Below are 24,717 nucleotides of genomic sequence, written 5' to 3' on the forward strand. Positions count from 1 at the left end.
TTTAGATCATACAAAAGAAACCCTTAAAGCCAACAATCCCGTAATTCCCTGAAGATCCTCAACTTTTAAGAATTCAACATCCGCTTTCAGAACATTTAGTTTTTGAAGCCTGTTGATGTATTGAAGATATTCACGTTGATTTTCCATTCCGAAATAAACAATCGTGATTTTTCCCGGGCGGGTTAACCTCTCAGTAGAATCTTTAACGTGAGCTTTTTCAAGTCTTTTCTTAATGATTTCAAAATTAGAGTTAAAAGCACCGTCAACGTCAAAACGTTTCTCATCCATTCGGAAACGGATGTCTATTTTTTCATTATAAACAAAAATAAGCGAAGCAATATCCAAAGAAATTGGAAGGTCTTTTTTGAATAGATGAAACTCATGTTCCATCGTGCAGATTGTTTCCAGCTGCCAATATCTCAGTTCGTGAACGACTTTTGTAGAATAGGCTAGTTCGGGAGCGATATTGGGACCGATGTAAAGATTATGCTCGACACCATCAGATTTAAACCTCTCAAAATAGTGCGGGAAAATTTCCTGTGCAATCACTTGTTTTTGATCCAGAATATCGGCTAATTTACGGTTTAGAAGTGTGATAGAATCATCTAAATTTTTACGGTTGGCATAAAACAAATCGTTCTGAGTAAAAACCTGACTAAAATAATTTTTGATTTTATCTTTAATATTTTCATCGCTTTTTATCTCAAGCTGACCTTGTAAATAAGGGTGAATCTCTTCCCGTAAAATTCTCTGAAAAAGTTGCTCTGTATCTGCTTTTATTTCATTGTTTAATTCATTTTCAAAAATTTCTAAAGCCAATAAAAACTTTTCAGAGTCTGAAGAATTGAGCAAAGTTATCACTTCATGAAGTCCGTCAATTTGCTGATTCAGATCTTCAAGCATCAGATTAAAACGTTTGTCTGACGAAGAGCGGATGTCTGAAAAACTGAATAAAGGGGTAAGATTTTTAAACGAAATCTCCTTTAAAGTATATATTTTTTTAGATAAATAAGCAGTAAAATACCGTTCAGCTTCATTTCTGAATTTCCAGATTACGCTGTCGTGAATCGTGGTGTATTCTCGCTGAATGATGGCTTCGATCTGATTATTTCTCTCGTAAGAAAATCTGCTCAAAGAGAAAATAATCATGTCTGCAACGAACTCGAGTTTTTTCAGTTTTAAACCATTCAAACTGTTAGCAATAGGTGAAGTAAACTCCATGATAGCCAGCAGTTCACCATCTTTCATAATCGGAATGACCATAAAGCTGTTGATCTGGTGATTTTTCAAAATATTAAATGAAGGTAATTTTTTGATTTCTTCATCTATTTTATCAACATCAGAAATTACAACGGGCTTTGAGTTGTACGTGATGTTTTCAAAGGCAGTTTTGCGAACCTCTTCGTCAAATGTGTTTAACCAAAAATCTAAGAGATAATTGGTAAAAACGCTGTCATAGATTGGCAGTTTTTCGAGCCTTTTATTTTTATTGTTAAAAAGCATCAGCCCAAAATTGAGTTCGGCAACATCAAAATAGGATTTGAAAATTTCTTTCAGATTTTCGTCTGGTGAAGGGTTTTCAAGATCAATTTTGATAAGCGTAGATTTCAGATCAGACAAAGCAACTTCAGCAGTACAGTCTACGAGTGAAATGATGCTGAATCCGTTTAAAATCCAGGATTCTGATGGGAAATGTTTTTTCCAAAGATGAATATCATCCAGATTTTCAAGCAGCATATCCAAAACATCATCAGTGGGAATTTTTGTGCCTTCTGCGGGATAAACGTAGCTGAAATCTGAGTTGACAGTGATTTTATAATGCTTAATAATTCCCTGTTTGTCGGGAATGTCATAATAAAAAGGGATATTAGTTTTAATATCTTTTTTAAGGTAGGTCTGCAGAATAAGACAGCAACAAAAAACGTAGTATTCATCATCACTGATGTCTCTGAATTCTATTTCAAAATCTTTTCCGGCATCATTCAGAATATTCTGAAATCTCTCGGTATAATTGAATGTAAGATTCGTTAAAGGAATTCCGGCGGCTTTAATTTCATTTTTCGTCAAACCTGTCGGAAAGAGATCAGCCAGTAAAAGTCTTATGAGGTCTTTATGTTTTTCAAACACCGCAAGATCTTGAAAACCATCCCGCAATTCCTTGAAATTCTTTGTTTTTTCAATCAAAGATTCTGCGTAATTGGCACGATACTCCAATCGGTCGTTATATCTGATATGCTCAAGCACATCCAAATATTTTTTGAACGATATAAAAACCTGAAACGGACTTTCTTTCTTGTAAAGATTTGCCAAAATGTGAAAAAATTGTGAAGGTAAAGGTATGAAAAAGGTCTTTTAAAAGGTGAATTCGCAGGAGTGAATTATCAATTAAAATTAATTTATTTCACTGGTTGAGAGTTCAAAAAAATCTAAGCTTTCTTTTTTTCTAATTTCTTCTGAAACCGTTTAATTAAAAAGTAAAATAAAAGAAATCCTAAAGAAAACAAGGAAAATCTGCTCAAAAGATCTCCAGCTTTTACATAGAATGTCTCGTTGTCATAAAGATTCACCTTAGCAAATAATGCGGTTTGGTCACCATAAAAAGTATCTTCCAGAATTTCACCTTTTGCATTGATATGTGCGGAAATTCCGCTGTTTGCAGATCTTGCGATTTCTCTTCTCGTCTCAATCGCTCTCAGTTTTGCATAAGATAAAAGCTGTTTGTGACCTTCTGTAACGCCCCACCATGAATCGTTAGTGACGATTGCTAAAAAGTTGGCTCCTTTTTTTACATAGTCAGTTACAAATTCGCCATAAATACTTTCATAACAGATAATCGGGGCGATTTTTCCTTTGTTGAAAGGATTTGAAAAAGCAACTCGTTCTTCATCTATTCCTAGAGATGCTACAGTTCCGCCAAGATCAATCATCGCATCGCCTAAAAGCGGTTTTAAAACACTCATATAAGGGAATATTTCAACACCGGGAACCAGTTTTCCTTTATGGTAGACCTCTACTTTTTGATTGGGAATAATCTGTACTGCAGAATTGTAGCTTTCAACCCATAGCTGAGGATTCAGCTGATAGGCTTCTTTAGGTAAATTTTTATCACTTTTATAAAATCGATGCGATGAAATTCCGGTGGTGAATACCGAACCAGGATGTTTTGCCAGAAAACCTTTAACGTCATTCAGAAGTACGCTTTTTTCAAATGCGGTTTCAGAAATAGAGCCTCTTCCCGGGATTGCAGTTTCTGGAGCAATGTAATAATCTATTTTTCTTTTGGTGTTTTGCTCGGCAAGGGCAAGAAGTTCTTTGACGATAGTAACGCTGTCTTTGGAATATTTTTCTGCATACGGATCAAGTGCGGGCTGCAGCATCAAAACGTTGACCTGGCCAATTGGTTTTTCATCAAAATTATTAAATTTAACCAAAGAGATAATCATCGGAAGAATGATCAGTAAAGCAACAATGGATGAATTTCTTATTAAATCTTTTCTTTTTCGTCCAGCTTCAAAAACTCTTATGGTGTAAAATATCAGAACATTAATTAATAAAATCCAGAAGCTGCCACCGGTTGCACCTAAAGTGTCGTACCATTGAACTAGTTCAGGATAATCTGAAAAAACATTTCCTAAATTCAGCCAGGGCCATGTGAGCTCCCAGTTCATGTGGAATTTTTCAAAACTCATCCAGATTGCTACGAAAAATGCCAATCCCCAATAACTCCCTTGAGCATTTTTGTACCAATGATAACATTGAAAGACCAAAGAATATAAAAACGAATTGGCTAAAATAGGAATCAGAACAGCCATCATCGAGTGGCTTCCGTCGGGGTTTTTAGAACCATATAACCAGCCTGTGGTGACAATATTCCAAATGATAAAACATAAGTAGGAAAGCCCGAAAACTACCCAGCTTTTTCTGTTGAAATTGGAAAATTTAGAAACCCCATGTTCCATCATCAAAAGTGGAACGAGGGCAAAAAATATAAAAAACGGAATTCCGTATGTAGGCCAGGAGATGGACAAAAGCATCGCTGAAATGAGCGTAAGTAGAACGTATTTCATTAAATTATTTTAACACACAAATTTAATGCTTTTGAAATGAATAACTTTGCAAATGATGTTAAAGAAATTTTATAAATTCATCATTTTACCGTATACCATTTTTCTGCTCTATCTGATGTTTTTCGGGATGGGGAGATTTCAGTATGATGAAAATGTCATAAGGATAGAACCGCTGTTTTCAACATTGAGCTACATTGAAAATACAATTCGCTGGTGGGATATTATTCGTGTTGTTTTGGGGAATGTAGTGATGTTTATTCCTTTCGGGTTTTTGGGGTGGGTATTTCCTCAGATAAAAGATTTGAAAAATACTCTTATAACATTTGTTTCTGCCATTGTTATTGTAGAAGCTCTTCAATACTTTTCAAGATTGGGTATTTTTGAGGTGGATGATGTCATTCTCAATACTTTTGGAGTTTATTTGGGTTGGCGGATGTGCAGGTTTATTGAATTTCGTTTTAAATCTTTGGTTGTATAATTAATGATTTAATTTTGCTAAAACGCTAAAACGCTAAAACGCTAAAACGCTAAAACGCTAAAACGAAAATCCTATCCATTCAATTCTTTGGCTCTCTTTTCGGCATTTAAAATTCCTTTTTGTAAAATCTCTTTGAAGTTATTGTCTTCAAATGTCTTCAAAGCCGCTTCTGTAGTTCCGCCTTTAGAAGCTACATCTTTGATGAGTTCCTCCAAGTTTTTTTCGGAATTATTGATTAGATGATAAGCGCCAAGCATGGTTTGCTTCACGAAAAGTTTAGAAAGATTTTCATCGATTCCCATCTGAGTTCCGGCTTTTATCATGGCGTCAACGATATAATAGAAATAAGCCGGTCCGCTTCCGGAAAGTGCGGTAACGCCGTCTAGTAAATCTTCATTTTCGAGATAAACAGATCTTCCGGTGCTGTTTAAAAGTCTTTCAACATTCATCAATTCATTGAAAGTAATTCCTTCTGCAGAGGTGTATCCTGTGATTCCCATTCCCAAAAGAGTAGGAGAGTTCGGCATTGCTCTTACAACCGATTGATGGTTGAGTAATTTTTGAATCTTCCCGATTTTGATTCCTGCCATGATGGAAAGAACCATCTGGTTTTCTTTTAATTTAAATTTAAAATTTTCTGCAACTTGTTGAAAGTCCTGTGGTTTTACTGCGATGATAATTAAATCTGCATCTAATTCTTCAACATTATCAAAAATTGAAATTTTTGAATTTGGGAACTCTTCAGAAATCTTCTGAATTTTAGATTGGTTTCTTGTAATGAGATGAAGGTTTTCAGGTTTTATCAATTCGTATTTCAGAAAAGATTTAGAAAAAGATAAGCCCATATTTCCGGCTCCGATGATGGCTATTTTCATTTGTGTGTTGTTTAATGGTATTTTTAAAATATTGTTTCTTGATTTTAGATTAGATTCTTCAAGAATTTCTCATTACATATTGCTAAGTTAATTTTTTATGTTGAAATTTATAGTTAGTATAATATTCTAATTTATAAAAATTTGCAAATATTTTAGTGATTTAAAATAATTTCTATGAAAAAAGCTATCATTATTTGTTGTGTGATATTCGTTTTTTTAGGTGTCTTGTTTGTGGTTTTTTTTGGTAAAACAACTGTGAAAAAACAAACCTCAACATCAATAAAGGCATATCAATATGAAGAATCTCCTTTCTATAAAGATGTTCTTACAAGTAATAAAACTATTTATCTAAATATTTTGACATCAGATAGTCCATATTCTATTGAGAGATATGAAGAACTTATGAAAGATAGCACCAAGATAGTTTATAATATTTTTACTGATAATGATTCTGTAGTAATAAAAAGTGCCATTGAAAAATTTGGGATAAAAAATGATATTACTTTAGAAAATTATTACTACCAAGAGGAGATTTTGAAAAATATTTATTCTGATAGAAATATTTCTTTCGGGGGATTTATAGAAATATCAGATTACAGTACACCCAAAACGTTTATTTTTGATAAACAAAAGTTGAAAGATAGCTTTTAAATGACCAAATGCTTCGTGTAAATTACCGAGGCATTTTTTATATAATATTAACCTCCCTTTCCAACTCAATCCCAAACTTATCTTTCACAGAGTCAATAATCATCGTCGAAAAATCAAAAATTTCTTTTCCGGTTGCGTTTCCGGTTGCATTGATGATGACTAAAGATTGTAATTTGTGTGAAGCCACGTTTCCGATTTGTTTTCCTTTCCAGCCGCATTGTTCGATGAGCCAGCCTGCAGGAACTTTCACAAAGTCTCTGTTCGGATATCCTTGAATATTTTCAAATTTCTGCGTTAATTCTTCAAATTGAGTTAAGGGAATGGTTGGGTTTTTAAAAAAACTCCCTGCATTTCCAATCACTTTCGGGTCGGGTAATTTGCTTTGTCTGATATTGATGACAACTTTTGAAATATCCTGAATGGTAGGATTTTCAATATCTAAATTTTGTAATTCAGATTGTATAGCGCCGTATTCTGTTTTAATTAAATGATTGTCTGTTGTTAATCTGAAAGTTACTTCCAAAATTACATATTTTCCTTTTCCTTCCTGTTTGAAAATAGAATCTCTGTACCCAAATCTGCACTGTTCTGCGCTTAAAGTTTCGAGTTCAATTGTTTCTAAATTTAAAACTTTACATTCTACAAATACATCTTTTATTTCAGTTCCGTATGCTCCGATATTTTGCATCGGTGAAGTTCCTACATTTCCCGGAATAAGAGAAAGGTTTTCTAATCCGCCGTAGTTTTTATTTAAACAAAACATGACGAATTCATGCCAGTTTTCTCCGGCTTGTGCGGTTACTAAAACTTCATTCTCGTTGATGATTTCTTCTGAAATTCCTTTTAAATGAAGCTGAATTGCCAATCCTTCAAAATCTTTCGTTAACAAAATGTTGCTTCCGCCTCCAATAAAAAGCAGTGGGAGAGTTTTAATGTTTGAGAGTTTTAGCGTTTCTTTTAATTCATCAACAGAATTTACTTCTGCAAAATATCTGGCGTTTGCTTCTACACCGAAAGTGTTGTAAGGTTTTAAAGAAAAATTTTCGTGCATTGAAAAGAAGATATTTAGAATTAATTTAAGCTAAAATGTAGATTATAAATTTAGGGTTGCTCAGGTGAAAGGTTTTCTAATTTGATTTTGAATTTTTCAAATTGTCTGTAATGGGTATCGCTGTAAGCATTCACAAAAACATGAGATTTTTTTGTGGTCTTAATCTGAAAAGTTTCATCAATTCCGTCAATCGGTTGAATGCTGGGCGAACTTTCAATTAAGCCCAAGTCTTTGATTTTAATAGAAGAAATCAGGTTCTTCCAGATTTGAGGAGTAATTGCTCTGTGCCATTCATTATGTTTTTGATTGGCAGTCATTCCGCTTTCAAAATGAATAGAATCTTGAGTGATTTTGTAGCTGCTATAGTTTCCTAATTGTCCGCCAACATTTGATAAGCTGATGAAAGTAATTTCTTCAGGATCTTTTGGTGAGGGTTTATTTTCAAAACTTTTTTCGCTGCAAGAAAAAAATGTCAACAGTGAAAACATAGATAAGATTACTCTTAAAGCATTTGTTTTTACTGTTGACATAATATGTAAAGTTTGTTAATGACGTTTGTCTGAATTGTAATTTTCTAACGCAGCCTGCAGTATCGCAACGCTTTTTCTTAAATCCTGTTCTTTAAGAACGTAAGCAATTCTTACTTGTTTTTTTCCTAATTCAGGATTGCTGTAAAACCCACCCGCTGGTGCAATCATGATGGTTTCGTTATTCAAAGAATATTTTTCTAATAACCACTGAGCGAATATTTCTGTATCATCCACCGGAAGCTCGGCTACACAATAAAAAGCGCCTTTAGGTTTCGGGCAAATCACACCAGGAATAGCGTTTAATAGATCGACCAAAACATTTCTTCTATGAGTGTATTCTTCTCTTACTGCTCTGATGTAGGCTCCGTCATTTTGATGAGCGGCAGTTGCTGCGATTTGTCCTAAAAGAACAGGGCTCAATCTCGCCTGTGCAAAAAGCATCGCTGCATCATGAATTTTTTTAGAGCGGGTTAGAAGGCATCCGATTCTTACCCCACACATTGAGTAACGCTTAGATTCTGAATCGATGATAATGCAGTTTTCGCTTAATTCGGGAAAAGCCAGCATAGAAATTTGCTGTTTCCCATCATAAACGTATTCTCTGTAAACTTCATCTGAAATAATGACAATATCATATTTTAAAGCAATCTCTGCCAATTGCTGAAGTTCTTCTCTTGTATATAAATACCCGGTTGGGTTTCCTGGGTTGCAAATGACGATTGCTCTTGTTTTTGCAGTGATTTTTTTCTCAAATTCTTCAATCGGAGGCAATGCAAATCCGGTGTCGATTGTAGAAGGTACTGCAACTACATTTACATTGAAGGTGCTGGTGAAACCATTGTAATTTGCATAATAAGGTTCCGGAATAATCACTTCGTCACCATCGTCACATAGTGTAGAAATTGCAAAATTCAAAGCTTCAGATCCGCCATTGGTTACAATGAAGTTATCTGGCGTTAAATCTGTAAAGTCTAAGGAGTGATAATACTCTGTCAATGCTTTTCTGTACTCAATATTTCCCTCTGATAAAGCGTATTCCAATACTTTTAAATCAATATTTTTTAAAGCATTAAGAGCTGTTTCCGGAGTTTCGATATCGGGTTGCCCGATATTTAGGTGATAAACTTTAGTTCCTCTTTGTTTTGCCTGAAGGGCGAATGGAACCAGTTTTCTTACCGGTGAAGGTGGCATCTGTTGTGCTCTGTTTGAGATGTTCGGCATTGTTTAAAATTTGTATGCACAAAAATAAGATTAAATTCTTAATAAGTGAAATGCAAATGCTGGAATGTAATATTTTAATTTAATATTAAATAATGTTTAATGTTTTACTATTATTTGTTAATTAAACTTTTTCATTTATTTATTTTGGTGTTGTTTTGTTATTTTTAACCAATTATTTAAATTATTTAATTTGTGTTAAATTAAATTAATGTTTTGTGATTTGTTTAAATTAAATTGTTTTATTGTGATTTATTTTTAAATTTGCGAAGTTTAAATTAATAATATGAAAATAAATCGATTTTTGGGAATTGCTAGTTTGGTTTTTGTGTTAGCTTCCTCAGGCTTATCGGCTCAGTACTATTATCCTGTAGCATTATCAGGTGGGTTTAATGGTGATGCAATTGCAAATGGCGTTGGACCAGCGGCATCAAGTACAACTATCCCCATAGACAACGGGAGTTCTACAACGGAAAATAATGCCTATTTGTCCAAAGATTATCAACCAACAGCAGCAAGTCCAGTACTTACTTTTGGACTTCCGATTACTGGTCAGTTTTGGGGTGCTGTAACCACAACGCAAGGACTTACTTATCAGTTAGCTCCTTACACTGGTCAAAATACTTTAAAATTAAGTGCTACTGGTGATACGGGAACTCTTTCGTTTGCGACAGCTACTGCTGCATATAATTTATATCTCTTGACAACTGGTGGTGGTGGCTCTGGTGTTTTGAGTGCAGTAGTAAATTTTAGTGATGGTACCACTCAAACATTTACCGGCTTGGCTGTTTCAGATTGGTACGGTGCAACCGGATTTGCAATACAAGGTATTGGTAGAGTGAAAATTGATACTGATGTAGTTGATGCAGCTGGTGGCACAAATCCTAGGATGTATCAAATTCCTATGGCAATAGATGCTGCTAATCAATCTAAAACTATTACAAGTGTTGCTATAACTAAAACATCTGGTTCTGGACTACTTAGTGTATTTGCTATTTCCGCAGATAAATACAGTTCTTGTGTTGCACCAACTGCAATTACGGCGTCTGCAATTGCTGCAACTTCTGCCACTGTAAGTTGGACTGCACCGTCAACGCCACCAAGTAATTATGATGTATATTATACTTCTGCTACTGTTGCACCAAGTAGCACTGCTGCACCTTCTGTCGCTGGAGTTACTGGGATAACAACATCAATTGGTGCATTAGTACCTAATACTCAATACTATGTATGGGTAAGGTCAAACTGTGGTGCTACAACAGGAGAGTGGGCATACGGAACAAATTTTAAATCAGCTTGCGGTGCGGTGACATCACTGTCTGAAAATTTTGATGCCTATGCAGCAGCAGCTGTATTGCCTGATTGTTGGGGTAGACTTGTTACGACGGGTACTTTATCGATTAGTAGTACTTCTCCTGCATCTGGAAGTAGAAATGTCTATCAGACGAGTTCGACATCACAAGTGCCAACAACTGCAGTTTTGCCTGCATTAAGTAATATTAATGCAGGTACTCGTTGGCTAAAATTGAAAGCTAGAGTAAGTGCTGCAACAGGTACTTTAAATGTAGGTTATGTAACAAATGCTACAGATCCAAGTACGTTTGTGTTATTAAAGTCTCTAAGTATAGCAAATACCACTTATATTACAAATTTTGATTATGGTGTAGTTATACCTTCTACGGTTCCTGCTAATGCAAGATTGGCAATAAGAAATACAGCGGATGGAAAAGGGTATTATTGGGATGATGTTGTCTGGGAGCCTATACCTTCTTGTTTACCTCCATCAGATATCACTTTGGCTAATGCCGGTGTAAACTCGGTAGATGTTTCATGGACGGCTCCAAGTACTGGTGCAGCGAATGGTTATGAATATTTCTACACTCCTGTAAGTACATTTGTTCCTAATGCTTCGACTCCTGCAAGCGGAACTTTCCCTGCAAACACTGTCTTTGGTGTTATTTCAGGATTAAATGCAAGTCATTCTTACGATTTATATATGCGGTCGGTCTGTAGTGGTACTGATAAAAGTACTTGGACTTACAAGGCAAGTTTCAAAACAACATGCGGTGCGACGCCATCATTATTTGAAGATTTTGAATCGTATGGATCTTCGGTTAGTATTGTACCAAATTGTTGGGCAAGAATTATCACAACAAGTGGCACACAGCAAATCAGCTCGACGACCCCGGCATCTGGGATCAGAAATATTTATCAGTATAGTACGACTTCTCAAAATCCATCAGTGGTAGTTTTACCTGAGTTTTCAAATATCTCTGCAGGAACTCATAGATTAAGATTTAAAGCGAGAACGGGTACGGCGACAGGATCATTAAATGTGGGATATGTTACAAGTGCAACAGATGCTACAACATTTGTGAATATTCAGACATTAAGTCTCGCTAATACAAACTATACTTCTGGAGCTGAGTACATTGTTGAGATTCCAAATACAGTTCCTGCAAATGCAAGACTGGCAATCAAAAATACTGCAGACAGTAAATCGTACTACTGGGATGATGTTATTTGGGAAGACAAAAACGCATTAAGCACAACAGAAACTTTAGTTAAAAAGAAACTTTCTATTCATCCAAACCCTTTCAAAGATGTACTTTACATCTCAGAAACAAAAGATATCAAGTCTGTAATGATCTATGATGTTGCTGGGCGTGTAGTGAAACTAGTAAATGATTCTTCTAAAGAGATTCGTGTAAGCGACTTGAAAGAAGGAATGTATTTAGTAAAAGTAAACTTTAAGGACGGAAGTCAGTCTGTCACTAAAGCAATTAAGAGATAAGCTATTTTTTTGAATTATTTTTTTTAGCAGCTATATGAAAGTATGGCTGCTTTTTTATGTGCTACAATTTTTGTTAATTTGAAATCTAAATTTAAAGTCATGCAAATTCCTGCGACATCTGTAGAAGATTATATTTCTCAAATTCCTGAAGAGAGACAAGAGGTTTTCAAAAAACTATTGGATACCATCACTGAAAATTTACCGGAGGGCTTCCAAAAAGGATTGAGTTATGGGATGGTAGGTTGGCAAGTTCCTTTAGAAACCTATCCTGACGGTTACCATTGTGCGCCAGGCACAGCACTTCCATTTATGAGCGTGGCTTCACAGAAGAACTTTATCGCTCTGTATCACATGGGAATGTATGCAAAACCAGAGTTTTTAGATTGGTTTGTTGCTGAATATCCGAAACACTCAAAAAGAAAGCTGGATATGGGGAAATCTTGTGTGCGTTTCAAAAAAATGGATGAAATTCCTTTCGAATTAATTGCTGAACTGAGTAAAAAAATGACTGTAGATGAATGGATCAATATTTATGAAACTAATTTTAAAAAATAGATCATTCCTGAAATTAATCTCTTTTTTTGCAATTCTTCTTTTTGTTTTAAGTTGTAAAAATTCTCAAACTTCAGGTTTGAAGAATGGAGATTTACTTTTCGTCACCGCAAAAGAAAGCGGACTGTCGGGCGCAATTAATAATGTCACTCAAAAACAAAAAAACGCATCCTTCGATCATATCGGAATTTTACAAAAAGACAAAACAGGAATTTTTGTATTACACGCTGCTCCAAAAGGAGGCTCTCAAAAACAGAATTTCGATGGATTTCTAAAAGATCAGGCAAATGATGGTCAAAAAGTAGTGGTGTACAGATTAAAGCCTGAGTTTCAAAAGCTAATTCCTGACGCCATTGTAAAAGCTAATTCAATGTTAGGAAAACCTTATAATTTCAATTATATTTTAGACGAAAATTCTTATTACTGTTCAGATTATATCGAAAGGTCATTTAGAGAAAATCATATTTTTAAATTAGAACCCATGACTTTCATTGATCCTAAAACCGGAAAAATAAATACATTTTGGGAAGAGTTTTATGCTAAGAAAAATCTCAAAGTTCCCGAAGGTGAACCCGGGTGTAATCCCAACGGATTAGCCGCTTCAGATAAAATACAACGTATAAAAGAACTGTAAATACTAGAGAAACTGAAAGGTTTCTCTTTTTTTTAGGTTAAAATTAAAAAATATTACTCTACTAATTTGGTAGACTAATATTTTTTTATACTTTTGTCAAAGAATTAACGGATAAATATTTCAAAACATGTAATTCAGAAAGTATTGTTTAATCAAAAATTGTTTTAGTTATGATTACGCCAAATTTGCAGGCTTTGCCAAAAAATGTACACCTTATCAAAAAAGATTTGATCATCGAAGTAGAACTGAATGGAAAAATGAAGTTTGACCATCTTTTGAATGCAATTTACCAACAGATGGGAATTTGCTATAAAGTACTGAGCGCAAATGTGGAGTATATGAACGGAGCAAATTTTGGTTCATTTCAGTTACACGTTAATGCAACAAACGAAGAATCTGAGCAATTAGAATTTTTCCTGAATAAAAATAAACTTCTGAATACCACTGTCGATTATACCTGCAGAAAGTATTCATAAAGCTGTAAGTCCATATAGTTTGAGGGGCGTTCAATTTATTGAGCGCTTTTTTTTATTCAATTCTCCGAGAAAAAGTTTATTTTTATTTTAAAATAAATTACAAAATTATGGTTGCACTTATTATTGTCGGAGTTCTTGTATTGATTGTCCTTTACGGAGTTTCAATTTATAACCGTCTCGTAAAACTGAAAAACTTAGTTCAGGAAGCGTGGAGTAGTATTGATGTCATGCTTAAAAAACGTCACGATCTGATTCCGAATTTGGTTGAAACGGTAAAAGGATATGCAACTCACGAACGTGAAACTCTTGAAAACGTCACCAAAGCAAGAAATTTGGCTGTTGGAGCAGATTCTGTAGAAGGTAAGGAAGCAGCAGAAAAAAATCTGAACCAGGCGATGGTGAATTTATTTGCAGTAGCAGAACAATATCCGGATTTGAAAGCAAATGCCAATTTCCAACAATTGCAGGCAGAATTGAGTTCTATAGAAAACGATATCGAAAAATCAAGAAGATACTACAACGGAACGGCAAGAGAAAACAACACATTGGTAGAATCTTTCCCAAGCAATGTCGTTTCCAATATGTACAAATTTGAAAAAGCCAAATTCTTTGAGCTTGAAAATATTGCAGACAGAGAAGTTCCGACAGTGAAATTTTAAGAAATGAAATCGCTTTTATTGGTTTTAAAGATGAATGCCAATGTAGAAAGGCGATACCATACGACCACCAAATAATAAAATCTATGTATGAAAAATTTCTTACAGTTACTTTTCCTTTTATTCTTTAGTTTAAATTTTGCTCAGGAAGAGCCGATCCGAACAGATCAATTGTCTATCATCGATGGGCGGGAAAGGATTATGAATTTTCACGCCGATATTGATGTTGATAAAAATTCAGCGATAACGGTTACCGAAAAAATAAAAGTTCACAGTCTGGGAGATAAAATAAAACGAGGCATCTTTCGTTCACTTCCGCTGACCAGAAATATCAATAACACGACTCAGAAAGTACAGTACAACATCGTTTCTGTAAAGAAAAACGGCGTCGATGAAGATTATCATGAGGAATATGAAGATGGCTTTCTGAAAATTTATTTTGGAAACAAAGATATTATTCTCGAACCGGGCGACTATGATTATGAAATAAAATATACCACAGAAAAACAAATCGGTTTTTTTGAAAAGTATGATGAATTCTATTGGAACGTCAACGGAACTTTCTGGGATTTTCCCGTTGATCAGATTTCCGCAACAGTCAATCTTCCGCAAGGTGCAGGGATTTTGCAAAATTCTTGTTACACAGGCAGCCAGGGAAGTACTGATCAAAACTGTACAGTAAAAGTTATTTCAGAACATTCGATCAAATGGAATGCGGGAAATTTGGGTTCAGAAGAAGGTCTTACGATTGCCGTAGGTTTCAAAAAAGGGGTGATGATTGCGCCGCCGCCGCCCACTTTTCTGGAAAGATTCGGGATTTTGATTGCCGGAATCATTGTGTTTTTAGGGATGGTTATTTATTATATTTCAACATGGAGAAAATATGGTGTTGATCCTGAAAAACCTGTTGTTTACCCACAATTCAATTCGCCGGATGATCTTTCACCTGCTTCTTTAGGATTTATCAACAGCGAAACTTTTAAAAATAAATATCTTACGGCGGCTTTGGTCAATTTAGCTGTGAAAGGGTATATTCAGATTATAGAAACTAAAGATCCGGGTGTTTTAGGTTTATTTAAATCAAAAAAGTTTACAGTAAAAAAACTACAAAATGCAGATCAAAAATTACCTGTTGAGGAAATTAATTTGATGAACAATCTTTTCACAACGGTTGACACTGTGAAATTTGACGGAGAATACAATTCTAAAATTGAACAAACTGTTAAAAGTTTTCAGTCTTCGCTTACCTATCAGCATAACAAATTATTGAATGAAGGAAATAATACCAACAAATTATACCTGCCATTGATTTTAATGACTGTGGTTTACGGTCTAGGACTGCTTCTAAGCTTTAAAATGTTTCCTGAGTTTGAGAAAGTGATTGTTGGCGGATTTTTGTACGTTATTCTTTTGGTCTGTTTTTTAATCACAGGGTATCTTTTCAAAGTGTTCCCGGTTTTATTTAAAATATTCCTGATTATTCCGGCAATCATTTTGATTATTTTGGGAGCGTTGATGTTCAATCATAACGAATTTACCATTGATAATAATTTCAATATCTGTTATATTTTTATTGTTTTAGGATTTACGTCATTAATTATTTATCAGTTTCTGATCAGAAGACCTTCCGAAGAAAAACTAAAAAAGAAATCTCTGATTGATGGTTTCAAAATGTACATGGGAGCGGCAGAAAACGAACAACTGAAGTTTCACAATCCACCCACAATGACCCCGGAATCCTTTGAAAAATTATTGCCTTTTGCAATGGTTTTGGGAGTTGATGAAATTTGGGGGAAGAAATTTGATGCACTGCTGACGAAAATGTCTACAGAATATCAAAGCAATTGGTATGTTGGCTCATCGATGAATCATTTTGCAATGGCAAGTGTTCTTAATTCCAGCTTGACACAATCAATACAGTCATCAGCTACACAACCATCAAGTTCGGGAAGCAGCTCTGGTTCAGGATCGGGCGGCGGAGGATTTTCCGGAGGCGGCGGTGGCGGAGGCGGCGGAGGCGGCTGGTAAAAATTTAGATATGAAAAAATTTATTCAGATCATTATTTTCTTCTTTTGTTTTCTTGCTTTTGCACAGGAAAACATCGTTGAATTGCCGGTTGATGCATCAGAATTTGCCGAGGAAACTAATGTCCAGGGAGAAAGAATTGTTTCTTTTCATTCTGATATAAAAATTGCAGAAAACGCTGATGTTACCGTAACGGAAACTATAAAAGTGTATGCTCGTGGTAATGAAATCAGGCGGGGAATTTTCCGTGCCTTGCCAACCATTAGGAATATCAATGGAGGAAAGGAAAAAATTACTTACAAAATAATTTCTGTAGAAAAAGATGGTATAAAAGAGCCTTATCACATCGAAAGGCAAAATGGTGTTTTTAATATTTATATTGGCGATAAAGATTACCAGCTGAGTGAGGGTTTTTACAGCTACAAAATTGTTTATAGAACGCAGGATCAGATTGGTCATTTCAAAGGGTATGACGAGTTTTACTGGAATGTCAACGGTACAGATTGGTCTTTTCCGGTGGAAAAAATTAGCGCTACGATTCATCTGTCAAAGAATGCAGATATTCTCCAAAATTCTTGTTATACAGGCATTCACGGAAGCACAGATAAAAACTGCACCAGCGAAAAATTATCTTCAACACAGATTGTTTTTAAGGCTAATAATTTGAAAGAACATGAAAATCTAACCGTTGCCGTAGGTTTTAAAGCAGGAATTTTAAAGGAGCCATCTGGTTTTTTAAAATGGATTGACCGAAACTGGCAAAGTTTTCCTCTGTTTTTAATCGGAATTTATCTTTTGTTTTTCTACTATAACAATTGGAAGAAATACGGTAGAGATCCTGAAAAACCAGTTGTGATTCCACAATTCAATGCGCCAAATAATCTTTCACCTGCATCTTTGGGTTATATTGATAAAGGTGAATTTGATGCTAATCTGGTTACCGCAAATCTCGTCGATCTTTCTGTAAAAGGTTTTGTTGATATTGATGAGGTGAAAGATATTAAGGAAACTTATTTGTCTAAAATTTTTACATTAAAAAAACTCGATAAAAGCGAAAACGATTTGCAGAGTGATCAAAAACTGCTTTTAAAAAAGATTTTCGTGAAAGAAGAAAAGGTTTCCGTCAATGGTACTTATAATTCAAAGCTCAAAAATGCGGTTGAAGATTTTGAAAAATTGATCACTAAAGAGAATAAGATTTTTGTTGAGAAAACGTCTAATCATAAACTTATTTATAAAGCTTTAAAAATTATTCTTGTGAGTTTTTTTCTTGCCCTTGTTATTAATTCTTTAATTACTCAGGAATTTACCGTCCTGGGGATGGCAATTGTGATAGGAATCTTTGGTGGTATTTTTGCGGCGATTTTAGTGGCTATTTGGAGTGATAAAAACAAAATTGTAATATTGGTGGTTTTGTTTTTTGCATCAACAATTATGATGCCTATGTTTTTTCTAGCATTTGTAGGTTCTGACGATATTTCTTCATTTGAATCTAATTGTTTTAAATTTTTAATTTTCTCAATTATTTCTCTATTTGTATTCAGGTATTTTATTAATCAGCCAAGTGTTGAAAAGGTAAAAATGAAATCTGAAATTGAAGGGTTTAAAATGTACCTCGGTGCGGCTGAAGAAAACCAATTGAATTTTCATAACCCTCCTGAAATGACTTCCGATGTATATGAAAAGTTTCTTCCCTACGCCATTGTTTTCGGCGTTGAAGGAATTTGGGGTAAAAGATTCAGAGATAAAATGCAAGAAACAATTGATGCAGACGAACCGTATAGAGAAATTCAAAATCATTTCAGTTATGGTTTTGCCAATTCATTTACCACAACATTGAAAGGAACAACCGTTGCTCCTGTAAGCAGCTTTTCTTCTTCATCATCGTCTTCCTCATCACGATCTTCAAGCGGTTCATCCTATTCAGGAGGTTCCAGCTCTAGCGGTTCGTCTGGTGGAGGATCATCTGGCGGCGGCGGAGGTGGTGGCGGAGGTGGCGGCTGGTAATTTGTTTTACAGAAATTATCAAAAACCTCAACGGCTCAAATCTATTTGACAAAATAAAAGCGTTCAGAAAATTAATTCTAAACGCTTTTTCATTTGTTTAAAAGGTATCGCAGGTTCTGTAGACTTCAAAAAACTTCCATCATCCAGCTCCTAACTTCCTTCTTATTAAATTCTCTCAATATCCGCTCCAATTGCTTTCAATCTTCCGTCTATATTTTCATACCCACGGTCAATTTGTTCGATATTATGAATGATTGATTTTCCTTCAGCAGAAAGGGCAGCAATCAAAAGTGCATTTCCGGCTCTGATGTCGGGAGAAACCATTGTTGTTCCACGAAGTGGTGATTCTTGATTCAAACCAATTACTGTTGCTCTGTGCGGATCGCACAAGATAATTTGCGCTCCCATGTCAATCAGTTTGTCCACGAAAAATAATCTCGATTCAAACATTTTCTGATGTACCAAAATACTTCCTTTTGCCTGTGTAGCCACTACCAAGATGATTGATAACAAATCTGGAGTGAATCCTGGCCAAGGCGCATCGGAAATCGTAAGGATCGATCCGTCGATGAATTTCTGAATTTTATAATGTTCCTGAGATGGGATGTAAATATCATCACCGCTTTGCTCAAGCTCGATTCCCAGTTTTCTGAATGTATTTGGTATAACGCCAAGCTGGTTCCAGTTAACATTTTTGATGGTGATTTCAGATTTTGTCATGGCTGCAAGACCAATCCATGAACCGATTTCCACCATGTCCGGAAGCATTGTGTGTTCTGTTCCGTTCAAACTTGTAACGCCTTCAATCGTTAATAAATTTGAACCAATTCCTGAAATATTGGCACCCATTCTGTTCAGCATTTTACAAAGCTGTTGCAGATAAGGTTCGCATGCTGCGTTGTAAATTCTTGTTTTTCCTTTTGCTAAAGCTGCTGCCATCACGATATTGGCAGTTCCCGTTACAGAAGCTTCTTCCAAAAGGATGAATTTTCCGTTAAGTTCTTTAGCTTTTAATGAATAGAAATATTCGTTCTCATCATAATGAAATTCGGCACCCAGTTCTACCAATCCCTGGAAGTGCGTATCTAATCTTCTTCTTCCGATTTTGTCGCCACCCGGAGTCGGCATGTAAGCTTCACCGTAGCGAGCCAGCATTGGACCCATCAACATAATTGAACCTCTTAGTTTGGCACCATCTTTTTTAAATTCGTCAGATTTAATATAATCAAAATTAACGCTGTCTGCCTTGAAAGTAAAATCACCGTGACCATTTTTAGTCACTTTTACCCCGAAATCTCCTAAAATCTCAATCAATCTGTTGACATCATGAATATCGGGAATATTTTTAATTCTTACCTCCTCATCTGTTAACAAAACCGCACATAAGATTTGGAGAGCTTCATTTTTTGCCCCTTGTGGAGTAATTTCACCTTGCAGTCTTTTTCCTCCTCTTATTTGAAATGTCCCACTCATTATCTTCTATTCTTATTATTGTTGTTATTTGTGAATCTTCTTTTGTTAATATTGTTGTTAGTATTGCTTTGATTCCGGTTATTATTCTTGTTCAGATTATTACGGTTGGCGGTAGCGTAGTAAATCTTACTTTTGTCAAGTGATTCAATATTCGTTAAATCAAGTCTGTTAGACGATAATTCTTTCAGGTGACGGAAGATCACATCATCAGTTACATGCTCTTTATTATAAACATTGTAAGACTTCTTCATGTTGTTGGCAATTACTTCGATCAGAGCTTCTTTTTCGTCTCCCGGTTCCAGTTCGATTGCTTTTTCTATTAATTGAAGAATACTTTTTCCGTAAAATTTAAAATCACCCTGAAGTTTAGGATATTCCATTCTTTTGGGTTTCTCCTCAAGTTCTTCTTTGGTTGGGAAAGGGTAAACAGGATCGATGTCAAGATCATGTTTAGCCAAAATATACAGATGATCCCAAAGTTTATGTTTGTAATTGTCTTCGTCTCGTAGTTGTGGGTTTCTTTGACCCATAAAATCAATGATTGCCATTGCCATTTCGTTTCTTTCTTCTTTTGTAGAAAGCTCTTTGCAACGCTCAACCAACTGTTGTATGATTCTGCCGTATTCCGGCATATTAAGCTGAGTTCTTTGGGTGTTATATTCCATAATATGCAAATATATGGATTAATAAAAAAATCAGTCAGAAAAACTTAAATGATTGTTATAATTTAATAAAAAATTAAGTTTTCCACTATTTTATCAGATACCAAAATTTAAATTAATCAAATTTCTATAAATTTCTTTCTTTGATGAGGAGTTGGTAAATAACATTTCTGATTCGCAATTTTCATCCTGTTCTCAGAAATTTTATCATAAATCTTATCTCTTAAGAATGAAGGGAAGATTTTTCCCATCACAGACAGTTTGTAAATTCCGCCTAATAAATCTGCGATTTTTAAAACTGCTTGAGATTTAATTAAATAATAAGAATTAGGCTTCCACAAATACATGGTGTTGAATTGTTTGGTTTCAAGACCTCTTTCGGAAAGGAATTTTTGACCGAAGTCAGACTGCAGTGAAGCGAACATAAACTGGTCTTTTTTGTCTCTTTCTAAAATCCATTGTACCCAAAAATTACAGACGCCGCACTCGCCGTCAAAAAATACAATGTGTTTATCCTTCCATTTTTCCTCCATGATTTCAATTATTTTATTGCATTTTTTATTTGTGTGTCTTCTATCTGTTTTTTGAAATAGATAACGAGTTCTTTTCTTTGTTGATCGGTTAGCTTGGCATCCTGATGACCGATATAATAAGATTCTAAAGGCATTTCTTTCTTTTCGATCATTTCAATGCATTCTTCCATTTTGTGAATCTGTCTTTTCGGTTCGTAAGTTGCAAAAATAGAGAAGTTTAAATGTTTTCTGCCTTCATTAATGTTGTTTTTCAAAAACCAGGATGATGGCGCAATGATAGAATATCAAGGATATTTTGTTTCATTTGAATGACAATCATAGCAAGAACTTCTGATAATCTTAGCGACATTTTCAGTAGTGTTTTTAATTTTCAAAAAATCCATTCCTTCATTAACGGGCGGATTTGTTTTATCAATTGGGAAAAACTGAATGATGATAAATGCAACCAAAAAAATAATAAGTATTTTCTTCATACAATGATATTTTAGAAAGACATTTAATTAAATCACATCTCATGCCTAAAGTTTAAATTTAGAAAAAAATATTGACTATTCAATTGTAGATTAACTATTTAGAATATATGAATTTAAATGTTAAATTATAAAACCTTATCTTTGCAAAAAAATTGGGCTCCAATAGTTGGAGTAACCCATTGATAATCTGCTCCTGAGTACATCTCAAGGGTTATTAAACATTTTTTATGTCAAATATTGTTGCAATCGTTGGGCGTCCCAACGTAGGAAAATCCACACTTTTTAATCGTTTGCTTGAAAGAAGAGAAGCTATTGTAGATTCTACTTCCGGTGTTACCAGAGACCGTCATTACGGAAAATCTGACTGGAGTGGAGTAGACTTTACTGTAATTGATACAGGTGGTTATGAGGTGAATAGCGAAGACGTTTTCCAGGAAGAAATTTCAAAACAGGTTCAGCTGGCCATTGATGAAGCGACCTCAATTATTTTTATGATGAACGTAGAAGAAGGCCTTACAGATACCGACTATGAGATTCATGAGATGTTGAGAAGATCTAAAAAGCCGGTTTATCATGTGATTAATAAAGTTGACTCTTCAAAAGAAGAATTGGCAGCTACAGAATTCTATCAGTTAGGAATTGAAAAATATTACACTTTATCTTCAGCTACAGGTTCCGGAACAGGAGAGATTCTTGATGCTGTAATTAATGATTTTCCGACAACGGATTACAAAGATCCATTCGAAGGTCTTCCAAAAATTACCATTGCAGGTCGTCCAAACGTAGGGAAATCTACTTTAACGAATGCTTTGCTTGATGCTGAAAGAAACATTGTAACAGATGTTGCAGGAACTACAAGAGACAGTATTCAGACGCTTTATAATAAATTTGGTCACGAGTTTGTGTTGGTAGATACTGCAGGAATGCGTCGTAAATCTAAAGTAAATGAAGATCTGGAATTCTATTCTGTAATGAGATCCATTCGTTCAATCGAATTTTCTGATGTTGTGATCATTATGGTTGATGCAACTTTGGGCTGGGAATCGCAGGATATGAATATTTTCGGTTTGGCTCAGAAAAACAGAAAAGGAATCGTCATCGTTGTTAATAAATGGGATTTGATTGAAGATAAAACAACAAATACCGTTAGAGATTTCGAGCAGTCAATCAAAGAAAAAATCGGTCAGTTTAGTGATATTCCAATTCTTTTTGTTTCCGCTTTAACGAAACAGAGAATCCTTAAAGCTGTTGAAATGGCAATGGTTGTGTATGAAGACCGTAAGAAGAAAATCAAAACTTCAAAATTAAATGAGGTAATGCTTCCTATTTTCGAACGTACTCCGCCGCCTGCAAACAAAGGGAAATTTATCAAAATCAAATATTGTGTACAGCTTCCGACGCCGTCGCCACAATTTGTATTCTTCTGTAATTTACCGCAGTATGTGAAAGAAGCGTACAAACGATTTACGGAAAATCAGTTGAGAAAAGAATTCGGTTTCACCGGAGTTCCTATTGAAGTGTATTTCAGACAAAAATAATCGTATTCATTTCGATTTAAAATCATAAAATAATCCCTTTCAGTAATTTTCTGAGAGGGATTTTATTTTAAATTTCATAGTTTTGTTTTCAGAATAATCAAAATTATGACGGTAGAACTTTCTAAAACTTTTTCTTTAGTTAATTCGTGGATTAACGAGCTTCGAAACGTAGAAATTCAGCACGATCGAATGAGATTCCGCAGAAACATGGAGCGCATCGGAGAAATTGCGGCTTTTGAAATCTCGAAAGATTTAGAAACAAAGGAAATTGAAATTCAGACCCCTTTAGATACCATAAAAGCTCAGGAAATTGCTGTTCAGCCAGTCATTACAACCATTTTAAGAGCCGGAGTTCCTTTATTTGAAGGAATTTTGAATTATTTTGACAAAGCAGATTGTGGTTTTGTGGCTGCTTATAGGAAGCATGACGCTAATGATTATTTCTCGATCAAACAAGATTATTTAACCTGCCCAAATATCGACGGAAGACCATTAATTGTTGCAGATCCAATGTTGGCAACAGGCGCATCTTTGATTGAAGCTATAAAAGATTTATTGACCAACGGAACGCCTTCCCAATTACACATCGTTGCGGCAATTGCATCAAAACAAGGTGTTGAAACTATTGAAAAAGCCTATCCACAGGCAAAAATCTGGGTGGGAGCTATTGATGAAAATTTAACGACAAAAGGCTATATCACACCAGGGTTGGGTGATGCGGGAGATTTGAGCTATGGAGAAAAACTGCAGAGATAATTAAGGCAGATCCCAGAAATCTTGCATCAGATTGAGTAGTAGATTTGCTCGTACTTTTTCTAACGGATGCTTTGTGTTTGGAAGTACGGCCAATTTTCCTTTTGTAAGTTTTCTGTAAACTGCAGTGCTTTCCTCAATCGTAACCATATGATCCTGATCTCCCACCATAATCTGAACCTGAATTTCTATATTCTTTAAAATTTCATCATGTAACGGCGGATTTTTACCCAAAGAAATCATCATTTCGGCAATCGCAGGAAGTAATTTTTTCCAATTTGAGCCATGCTGGGATTCTAATAATTCGGCATATTTTGGAATTTTTTCTATAATAATATCAGGGTTAAGCATTTTACTTTCTTTCAATGCATGTTCTTCTGTCCAGTCAAATTTGGTTCCTAATGTCATTACTGAATTTACTTTTTCAGGATTTTCTAAAGCATAACAAAGCGCAACGTAGCCACCCATGCTGTGTCCGAAAATACAAACATCTTTCAGGTTTTTCTCTTCGATAAATTCACTTAATTCCTGAATGTATTTTTCAATCGTAATTCCGTTCGTTGGCTGTTCTGTGTTTCCGTGACCCGAAAACAATGGGGTATAAACATTGAAAGATTGTGAAAGCGCATTAAGATAAGAATTAAATAGATCACTGTGACCCAATGCGCCATGTAATAAAATAAGGTTTTCCATATAATTAGTTTATGGGAAATTAACAAAAATATTTTAATCTAAGCTATTCATCCATCGCCATTACCAAGACGCTCACTTTATTATTTCCTTCTTTCAAAATTTCCCATGCAATTGTAGCTAAAGTATTTCCAGTCGTGAAAACATCATCGATCAGTAAAACATGTTGATTAGAAATCTTTTTGGTCAGGGAAAAAGTATTTTGAGTTTCCAAACGGTGTTTTTTATCTTTCAACGCTTGAGCTTTTGAGTAATGATTTCGCTTCAGTAAATAATGCTCAAATGGAATTCCATAAAAATCAGAAAGTGCTTTGGTGAACAAATGTAATTGATTGTAGCCTCTTTCCTTTTCTTTCTTCGGATGGAGTGGGACACTTATCAATAAATCCGGCTTTTCGCTTTTAAAATCTAATCTTTCTGTCACCCAATCTGCAACAGTTTTTCCGGTCTTCTCCCGACTTTTGTATTTTAATTGATGAATGATTTTTCTGCTGAGATTTTCCTGTTCAAATTGCATCAAAGCATAGGCATTTTCTATTGGGAAAAGCAATTTGCATTTTTCTTTTAAGTTGTTTTCGGA

The 24,717-nt window shown here is 34.9% G+C and carries 22 protein-coding genes and 1 pseudogene; 11 read left to right on the top strand and 12 right to left on the bottom strand.

All coding sequences use genetic code 11. The features are described 5' to 3' along the window. Nucleotides 1-6: 6 nt before the first annotated feature. A complete protein-coding gene (locus LNP04_RS14740; protein ID WP_229983678.1) occupies nt 7-2,310 on the bottom strand; it encodes a GAF domain-containing protein in 2,304 nt (767 codons plus the stop codon). Nucleotides 2,311-2,426: 116 nt separating this feature from the next. Further along, nucleotides 2,427-4,067, bottom strand: a complete 1,641-nt coding sequence (gene lnt / locus LNP04_RS14745) for an apolipoprotein N-acyltransferase (protein ID WP_229983679.1) — start codon at nt 4,065-4,067, stop codon at nt 2,427-2,429. A 52-nt stretch (nt 4,068-4,119) separates the two neighbouring features. Between lnt and LNP04_RS14750 the strand changes: the two genes are divergently transcribed. After that, nucleotides 4,120-4,545, top strand: a complete 426-nt coding sequence (locus tag LNP04_RS14750; RefSeq protein WP_324292097.1) for a VanZ family protein — start codon at nt 4,120-4,122, stop codon at nt 4,543-4,545. A gap of 71 nt (nt 4,546-4,616) precedes the next feature. Here LNP04_RS14750 and proC read toward each other — a convergent pair whose 3' ends face one another. Beyond that, nucleotides 4,617-5,420: a pyrroline-5-carboxylate reductase gene (proC, locus tag LNP04_RS14755; protein ID WP_229983680.1), complete on the bottom strand. Its 804-nt coding sequence runs from the start codon at nt 5,418-5,420 to the stop codon at nt 4,617-4,619. Nucleotides 5,421-5,594: 174 nt separating this feature from the next. Here proC and LNP04_RS14760 point away from each other — a divergent pair, with 174 nt between their 5' ends. Next, the gene (locus tag LNP04_RS14760; protein ID WP_229983681.1) at nt 5,595-6,071 is read left to right on the top strand and encodes a hypothetical protein; all 477 of its coding nucleotides are present in this window, start codon (nt 5,595-5,597) and stop codon (nt 6,069-6,071) included. 37 nt (nt 6,072-6,108) lie between these two features. Here LNP04_RS14760 and murB read toward each other — a convergent pair whose 3' ends face one another. The 3 genes from murB to LNP04_RS14775 are packed head-to-tail and all read right to left on the bottom strand — an operon-like array spanning nt 6,109 to nt 8,873. Continuing rightward, nucleotides 6,109-7,122: a UDP-N-acetylmuramate dehydrogenase gene (gene murB / locus LNP04_RS14765; protein WP_229983682.1), complete on the bottom strand. Its 1,014-nt coding sequence runs from the start codon at nt 7,120-7,122 to the stop codon at nt 6,109-6,111. 50 nt (nt 7,123-7,172) lie between these two features. Next, nucleotides 7,173-7,652: a hypothetical protein gene (locus tag LNP04_RS14770; protein WP_229983683.1), complete on the bottom strand. Its 480-nt coding sequence runs from the start codon at nt 7,650-7,652 to the stop codon at nt 7,173-7,175. Between the two features lie 15 nt (nt 7,653-7,667). Beyond that, on the bottom strand, nt 7,668-8,873 hold the full coding sequence (locus tag LNP04_RS14775; RefSeq protein WP_229983684.1) for a pyridoxal phosphate-dependent aminotransferase: 1,206 nt from the start codon (nt 8,871-8,873) through the stop codon (nt 7,668-7,670). Between the two features lie 283 nt (nt 8,874-9,156). On the opposite strand from LNP04_RS14775, the gene LNP04_RS14780 reads away from it, so the two are divergent. From LNP04_RS14780 to LNP04_RS14810, 7 genes are all read left to right on the top strand, one after another. Further along, nucleotides 9,157-11,664 (top strand): fibronectin type III domain-containing protein, encoded by a 2,508-nt coding sequence (locus LNP04_RS14780; protein ID WP_229983685.1) that lies wholly within the window; start codon nt 9,157-9,159, stop codon nt 11,662-11,664. Nucleotides 11,665-11,763: 99 nt separating this feature from the next. Then, on the top strand, nt 11,764-12,219 hold the full coding sequence (locus LNP04_RS14785; RefSeq protein WP_229983686.1) for a DUF1801 domain-containing protein: 456 nt from the start codon (nt 11,764-11,766) through the stop codon (nt 12,217-12,219). Next, on the top strand, nt 12,197-12,850 hold the full coding sequence (locus LNP04_RS14790; RefSeq protein WP_229983687.1) for a YiiX/YebB-like N1pC/P60 family cysteine hydrolase: 654 nt from the start codon (nt 12,197-12,199) through the stop codon (nt 12,848-12,850). The genes LNP04_RS14785 and LNP04_RS14790 overlap by 23 nt, the downstream gene beginning before the upstream one ends. Nucleotides 12,851-13,020: 170 nt before the next feature. Next, nucleotides 13,021-13,326: an NIL domain-containing protein gene (locus LNP04_RS14795; RefSeq protein WP_229983688.1), complete on the top strand. Its 306-nt coding sequence runs from the start codon at nt 13,021-13,023 to the stop codon at nt 13,324-13,326. 107 nt (nt 13,327-13,433) lie between these two features. Next, nucleotides 13,434-13,985 carry a LemA family protein gene (locus LNP04_RS14800; RefSeq protein ID WP_229983689.1) on the top strand — a complete coding sequence of 184 codons (552 nt, stop codon included), beginning with the start codon at nt 13,434-13,436 and terminating at the stop codon, nt 13,983-13,985. An 87-nt stretch (nt 13,986-14,072) separates the two neighbouring features. Further along, nucleotides 14,073-16,010, top strand: coding sequence for a DUF2207 domain-containing protein (locus LNP04_RS14805; protein WP_229983690.1), 1,938 nt, complete (start codon nt 14,073-14,075; stop codon nt 16,008-16,010). A gap of 10 nt (nt 16,011-16,020) precedes the next feature. Then, nucleotides 16,021-18,015 (top strand): DUF2207 domain-containing protein, encoded by a 1,995-nt coding sequence (locus LNP04_RS14810; RefSeq protein ID WP_229983691.1) that lies wholly within the window; start codon nt 16,021-16,023, stop codon nt 18,013-18,015. Nucleotides 18,016-18,180: 165 nt separating this feature from the next. Here LNP04_RS14810 and murA read toward each other — a convergent pair whose 3' ends face one another. From murA to LNP04_RS14830, 4 genes and pseudogenes are all read right to left on the bottom strand, one after another. Continuing rightward, on the bottom strand, nt 18,181-19,488 hold the full coding sequence (murA, locus tag LNP04_RS14815; RefSeq protein WP_229983692.1) for a UDP-N-acetylglucosamine 1-carboxyvinyltransferase: 1,308 nt from the start codon (nt 19,486-19,488) through the stop codon (nt 18,181-18,183). Beyond that, complete coding sequence (locus LNP04_RS14820) at nt 19,488-20,153, bottom strand: DUF4290 domain-containing protein (RefSeq protein WP_229983693.1); 666 nt, start codon at nt 20,151-20,153, stop codon at nt 19,488-19,490. Before LNP04_RS14820 ends, murA begins: the two co-directional genes overlap by 1 nt. A 116-nt stretch (nt 20,154-20,269) precedes the next feature. Then, the gene (locus LNP04_RS14825; RefSeq protein WP_229983694.1) at nt 20,270-20,683 is read right to left on the bottom strand and encodes a thiol-disulfide oxidoreductase DCC family protein; all 414 of its coding nucleotides are present in this window, start codon (nt 20,681-20,683) and stop codon (nt 20,270-20,272) included. An 8-nt stretch (nt 20,684-20,691) separates the two neighbouring features. Further along, nucleotides 20,692-21,156: pseudogene (locus tag LNP04_RS14830) on the bottom strand (heme-binding domain-containing protein). Nucleotides 21,157-21,383: 227 nt separating this feature from the next. On the opposite strand from LNP04_RS14830, the gene der reads away from it, so the two are divergent. Then, nucleotides 21,384-22,694, top strand: a complete 1,311-nt coding sequence (gene der, locus LNP04_RS14835) for a ribosome biogenesis GTPase Der (protein WP_229983695.1) — start codon at nt 21,384-21,386, stop codon at nt 22,692-22,694. 105 nt (nt 22,695-22,799) lie between these two features. Further along, nucleotides 22,800-23,450 carry a uracil phosphoribosyltransferase gene (upp, locus tag LNP04_RS14840; protein ID WP_229983696.1) on the top strand — a complete coding sequence of 217 codons (651 nt, stop codon included), beginning with the start codon at nt 22,800-22,802 and terminating at the stop codon, nt 23,448-23,450. Here the strand turns inward: upp and LNP04_RS14845 are convergent, their stop codons facing one another. Beyond that, nucleotides 23,451-24,140 (bottom strand): alpha/beta fold hydrolase, encoded by a 690-nt coding sequence (locus tag LNP04_RS14845; protein ID WP_229983697.1) that lies wholly within the window; start codon nt 24,138-24,140, stop codon nt 23,451-23,453. Nucleotides 24,141-24,183: 43 nt separating this feature from the next. Continuing rightward, entirely contained in the window at nt 24,184-24,687 is a 504-nt protein-coding gene (locus LNP04_RS14850; protein ID WP_324292098.1) for a phosphoribosyltransferase family protein, read from the bottom strand. Nucleotides 24,688-24,717 lie beyond the last annotated feature (30 nt).

It is taken from the genome of Chryseobacterium sp. C-71 (genome assembly GCF_020911865.1).
GTDB lineage: Bacteria > Bacteroidota > Bacteroidia > Flavobacteriales > Weeksellaceae > Chryseobacterium.

What these genes read in the sequence shown, in the direction of transcription:
- lnt (WP_229983679.1), bottom strand. Translation starts at nt 4,067, where the DNA reads ATGAAATACGTTCTACTTACGCTCATTTCAGCGATGCTTTTGTCCATC.
- LNP04_RS14750 (WP_324292097.1), top strand. Translation starts at nt 4,120, where the DNA reads ATGATGTTAAAGAAATTTTATAAATTCATCATTTTACCGTATACCATT.
- proC (WP_229983680.1), bottom strand. Translation starts at nt 5,420, where the DNA reads ATGAAAATAGCCATCATCGGAGCCGGAAATATGGGCTTATCTTTTTCT.
- LNP04_RS14760 (WP_229983681.1), top strand. Translation starts at nt 5,595, where the DNA reads ATGAAAAAAGCTATCATTATTTGTTGTGTGATATTCGTTTTTTTAGGT.
- murB (WP_229983682.1), bottom strand. Translation starts at nt 7,122, where the DNA reads ATGCACGAAAATTTTTCTTTAAAACCTTACAACACTTTCGGTGTAGAA.
- LNP04_RS14770 (WP_229983683.1), bottom strand. Translation starts at nt 7,652, where the DNA reads ATGTCAACAGTAAAAACAAATGCTTTAAGAGTAATCTTATCTATGTTT.
- LNP04_RS14775 (WP_229983684.1), bottom strand. Translation starts at nt 8,873, where the DNA reads ATGCCGAACATCTCAAACAGAGCACAACAGATGCCACCTTCACCGGTA.
- LNP04_RS14780 (WP_229983685.1), top strand. Translation starts at nt 9,157, where the DNA reads ATGAAAATAAATCGATTTTTGGGAATTGCTAGTTTGGTTTTTGTGTTA.
- LNP04_RS14785 (WP_229983686.1), top strand. Translation starts at nt 11,764, where the DNA reads ATGCAAATTCCTGCGACATCTGTAGAAGATTATATTTCTCAAATTCCT.
- LNP04_RS14790 (WP_229983687.1), top strand. Translation starts at nt 12,197, where the DNA reads ATGAAACTAATTTTAAAAAATAGATCATTCCTGAAATTAATCTCTTTT.
- LNP04_RS14795 (WP_229983688.1), top strand. Translation starts at nt 13,021, where the DNA reads ATGATTACGCCAAATTTGCAGGCTTTGCCAAAAAATGTACACCTTATC.
- LNP04_RS14800 (WP_229983689.1), top strand. Translation starts at nt 13,434, where the DNA reads ATGGTTGCACTTATTATTGTCGGAGTTCTTGTATTGATTGTCCTTTAC.
- LNP04_RS14805 (WP_229983690.1), top strand. Translation starts at nt 14,073, where the DNA reads ATGAAAAATTTCTTACAGTTACTTTTCCTTTTATTCTTTAGTTTAAAT.
- LNP04_RS14810 (WP_229983691.1), top strand. Translation starts at nt 16,021, where the DNA reads ATGAAAAAATTTATTCAGATCATTATTTTCTTCTTTTGTTTTCTTGCT.
- murA (WP_229983692.1), bottom strand. Translation starts at nt 19,488, where the DNA reads ATGAGTGGGACATTTCAAATAAGAGGAGGAAAAAGACTGCAAGGTGAA.
- LNP04_RS14820 (WP_229983693.1), bottom strand. Translation starts at nt 20,153, where the DNA reads ATGGAATATAACACCCAAAGAACTCAGCTTAATATGCCGGAATACGGC.
- LNP04_RS14825 (WP_229983694.1), bottom strand. Translation starts at nt 20,683, where the DNA reads ATGGAGGAAAAATGGAAGGATAAACACATTGTATTTTTTGACGGCGAG.
- der (WP_229983695.1), top strand. Translation starts at nt 21,384, where the DNA reads ATGTCAAATATTGTTGCAATCGTTGGGCGTCCCAACGTAGGAAAATCC.
- upp (WP_229983696.1), top strand. Translation starts at nt 22,800, where the DNA reads ATGACGGTAGAACTTTCTAAAACTTTTTCTTTAGTTAATTCGTGGATT.
- LNP04_RS14845 (WP_229983697.1), bottom strand. Translation starts at nt 24,140, where the DNA reads ATGGAAAACCTTATTTTATTACATGGCGCATTGGGTCACAGTGATCTA.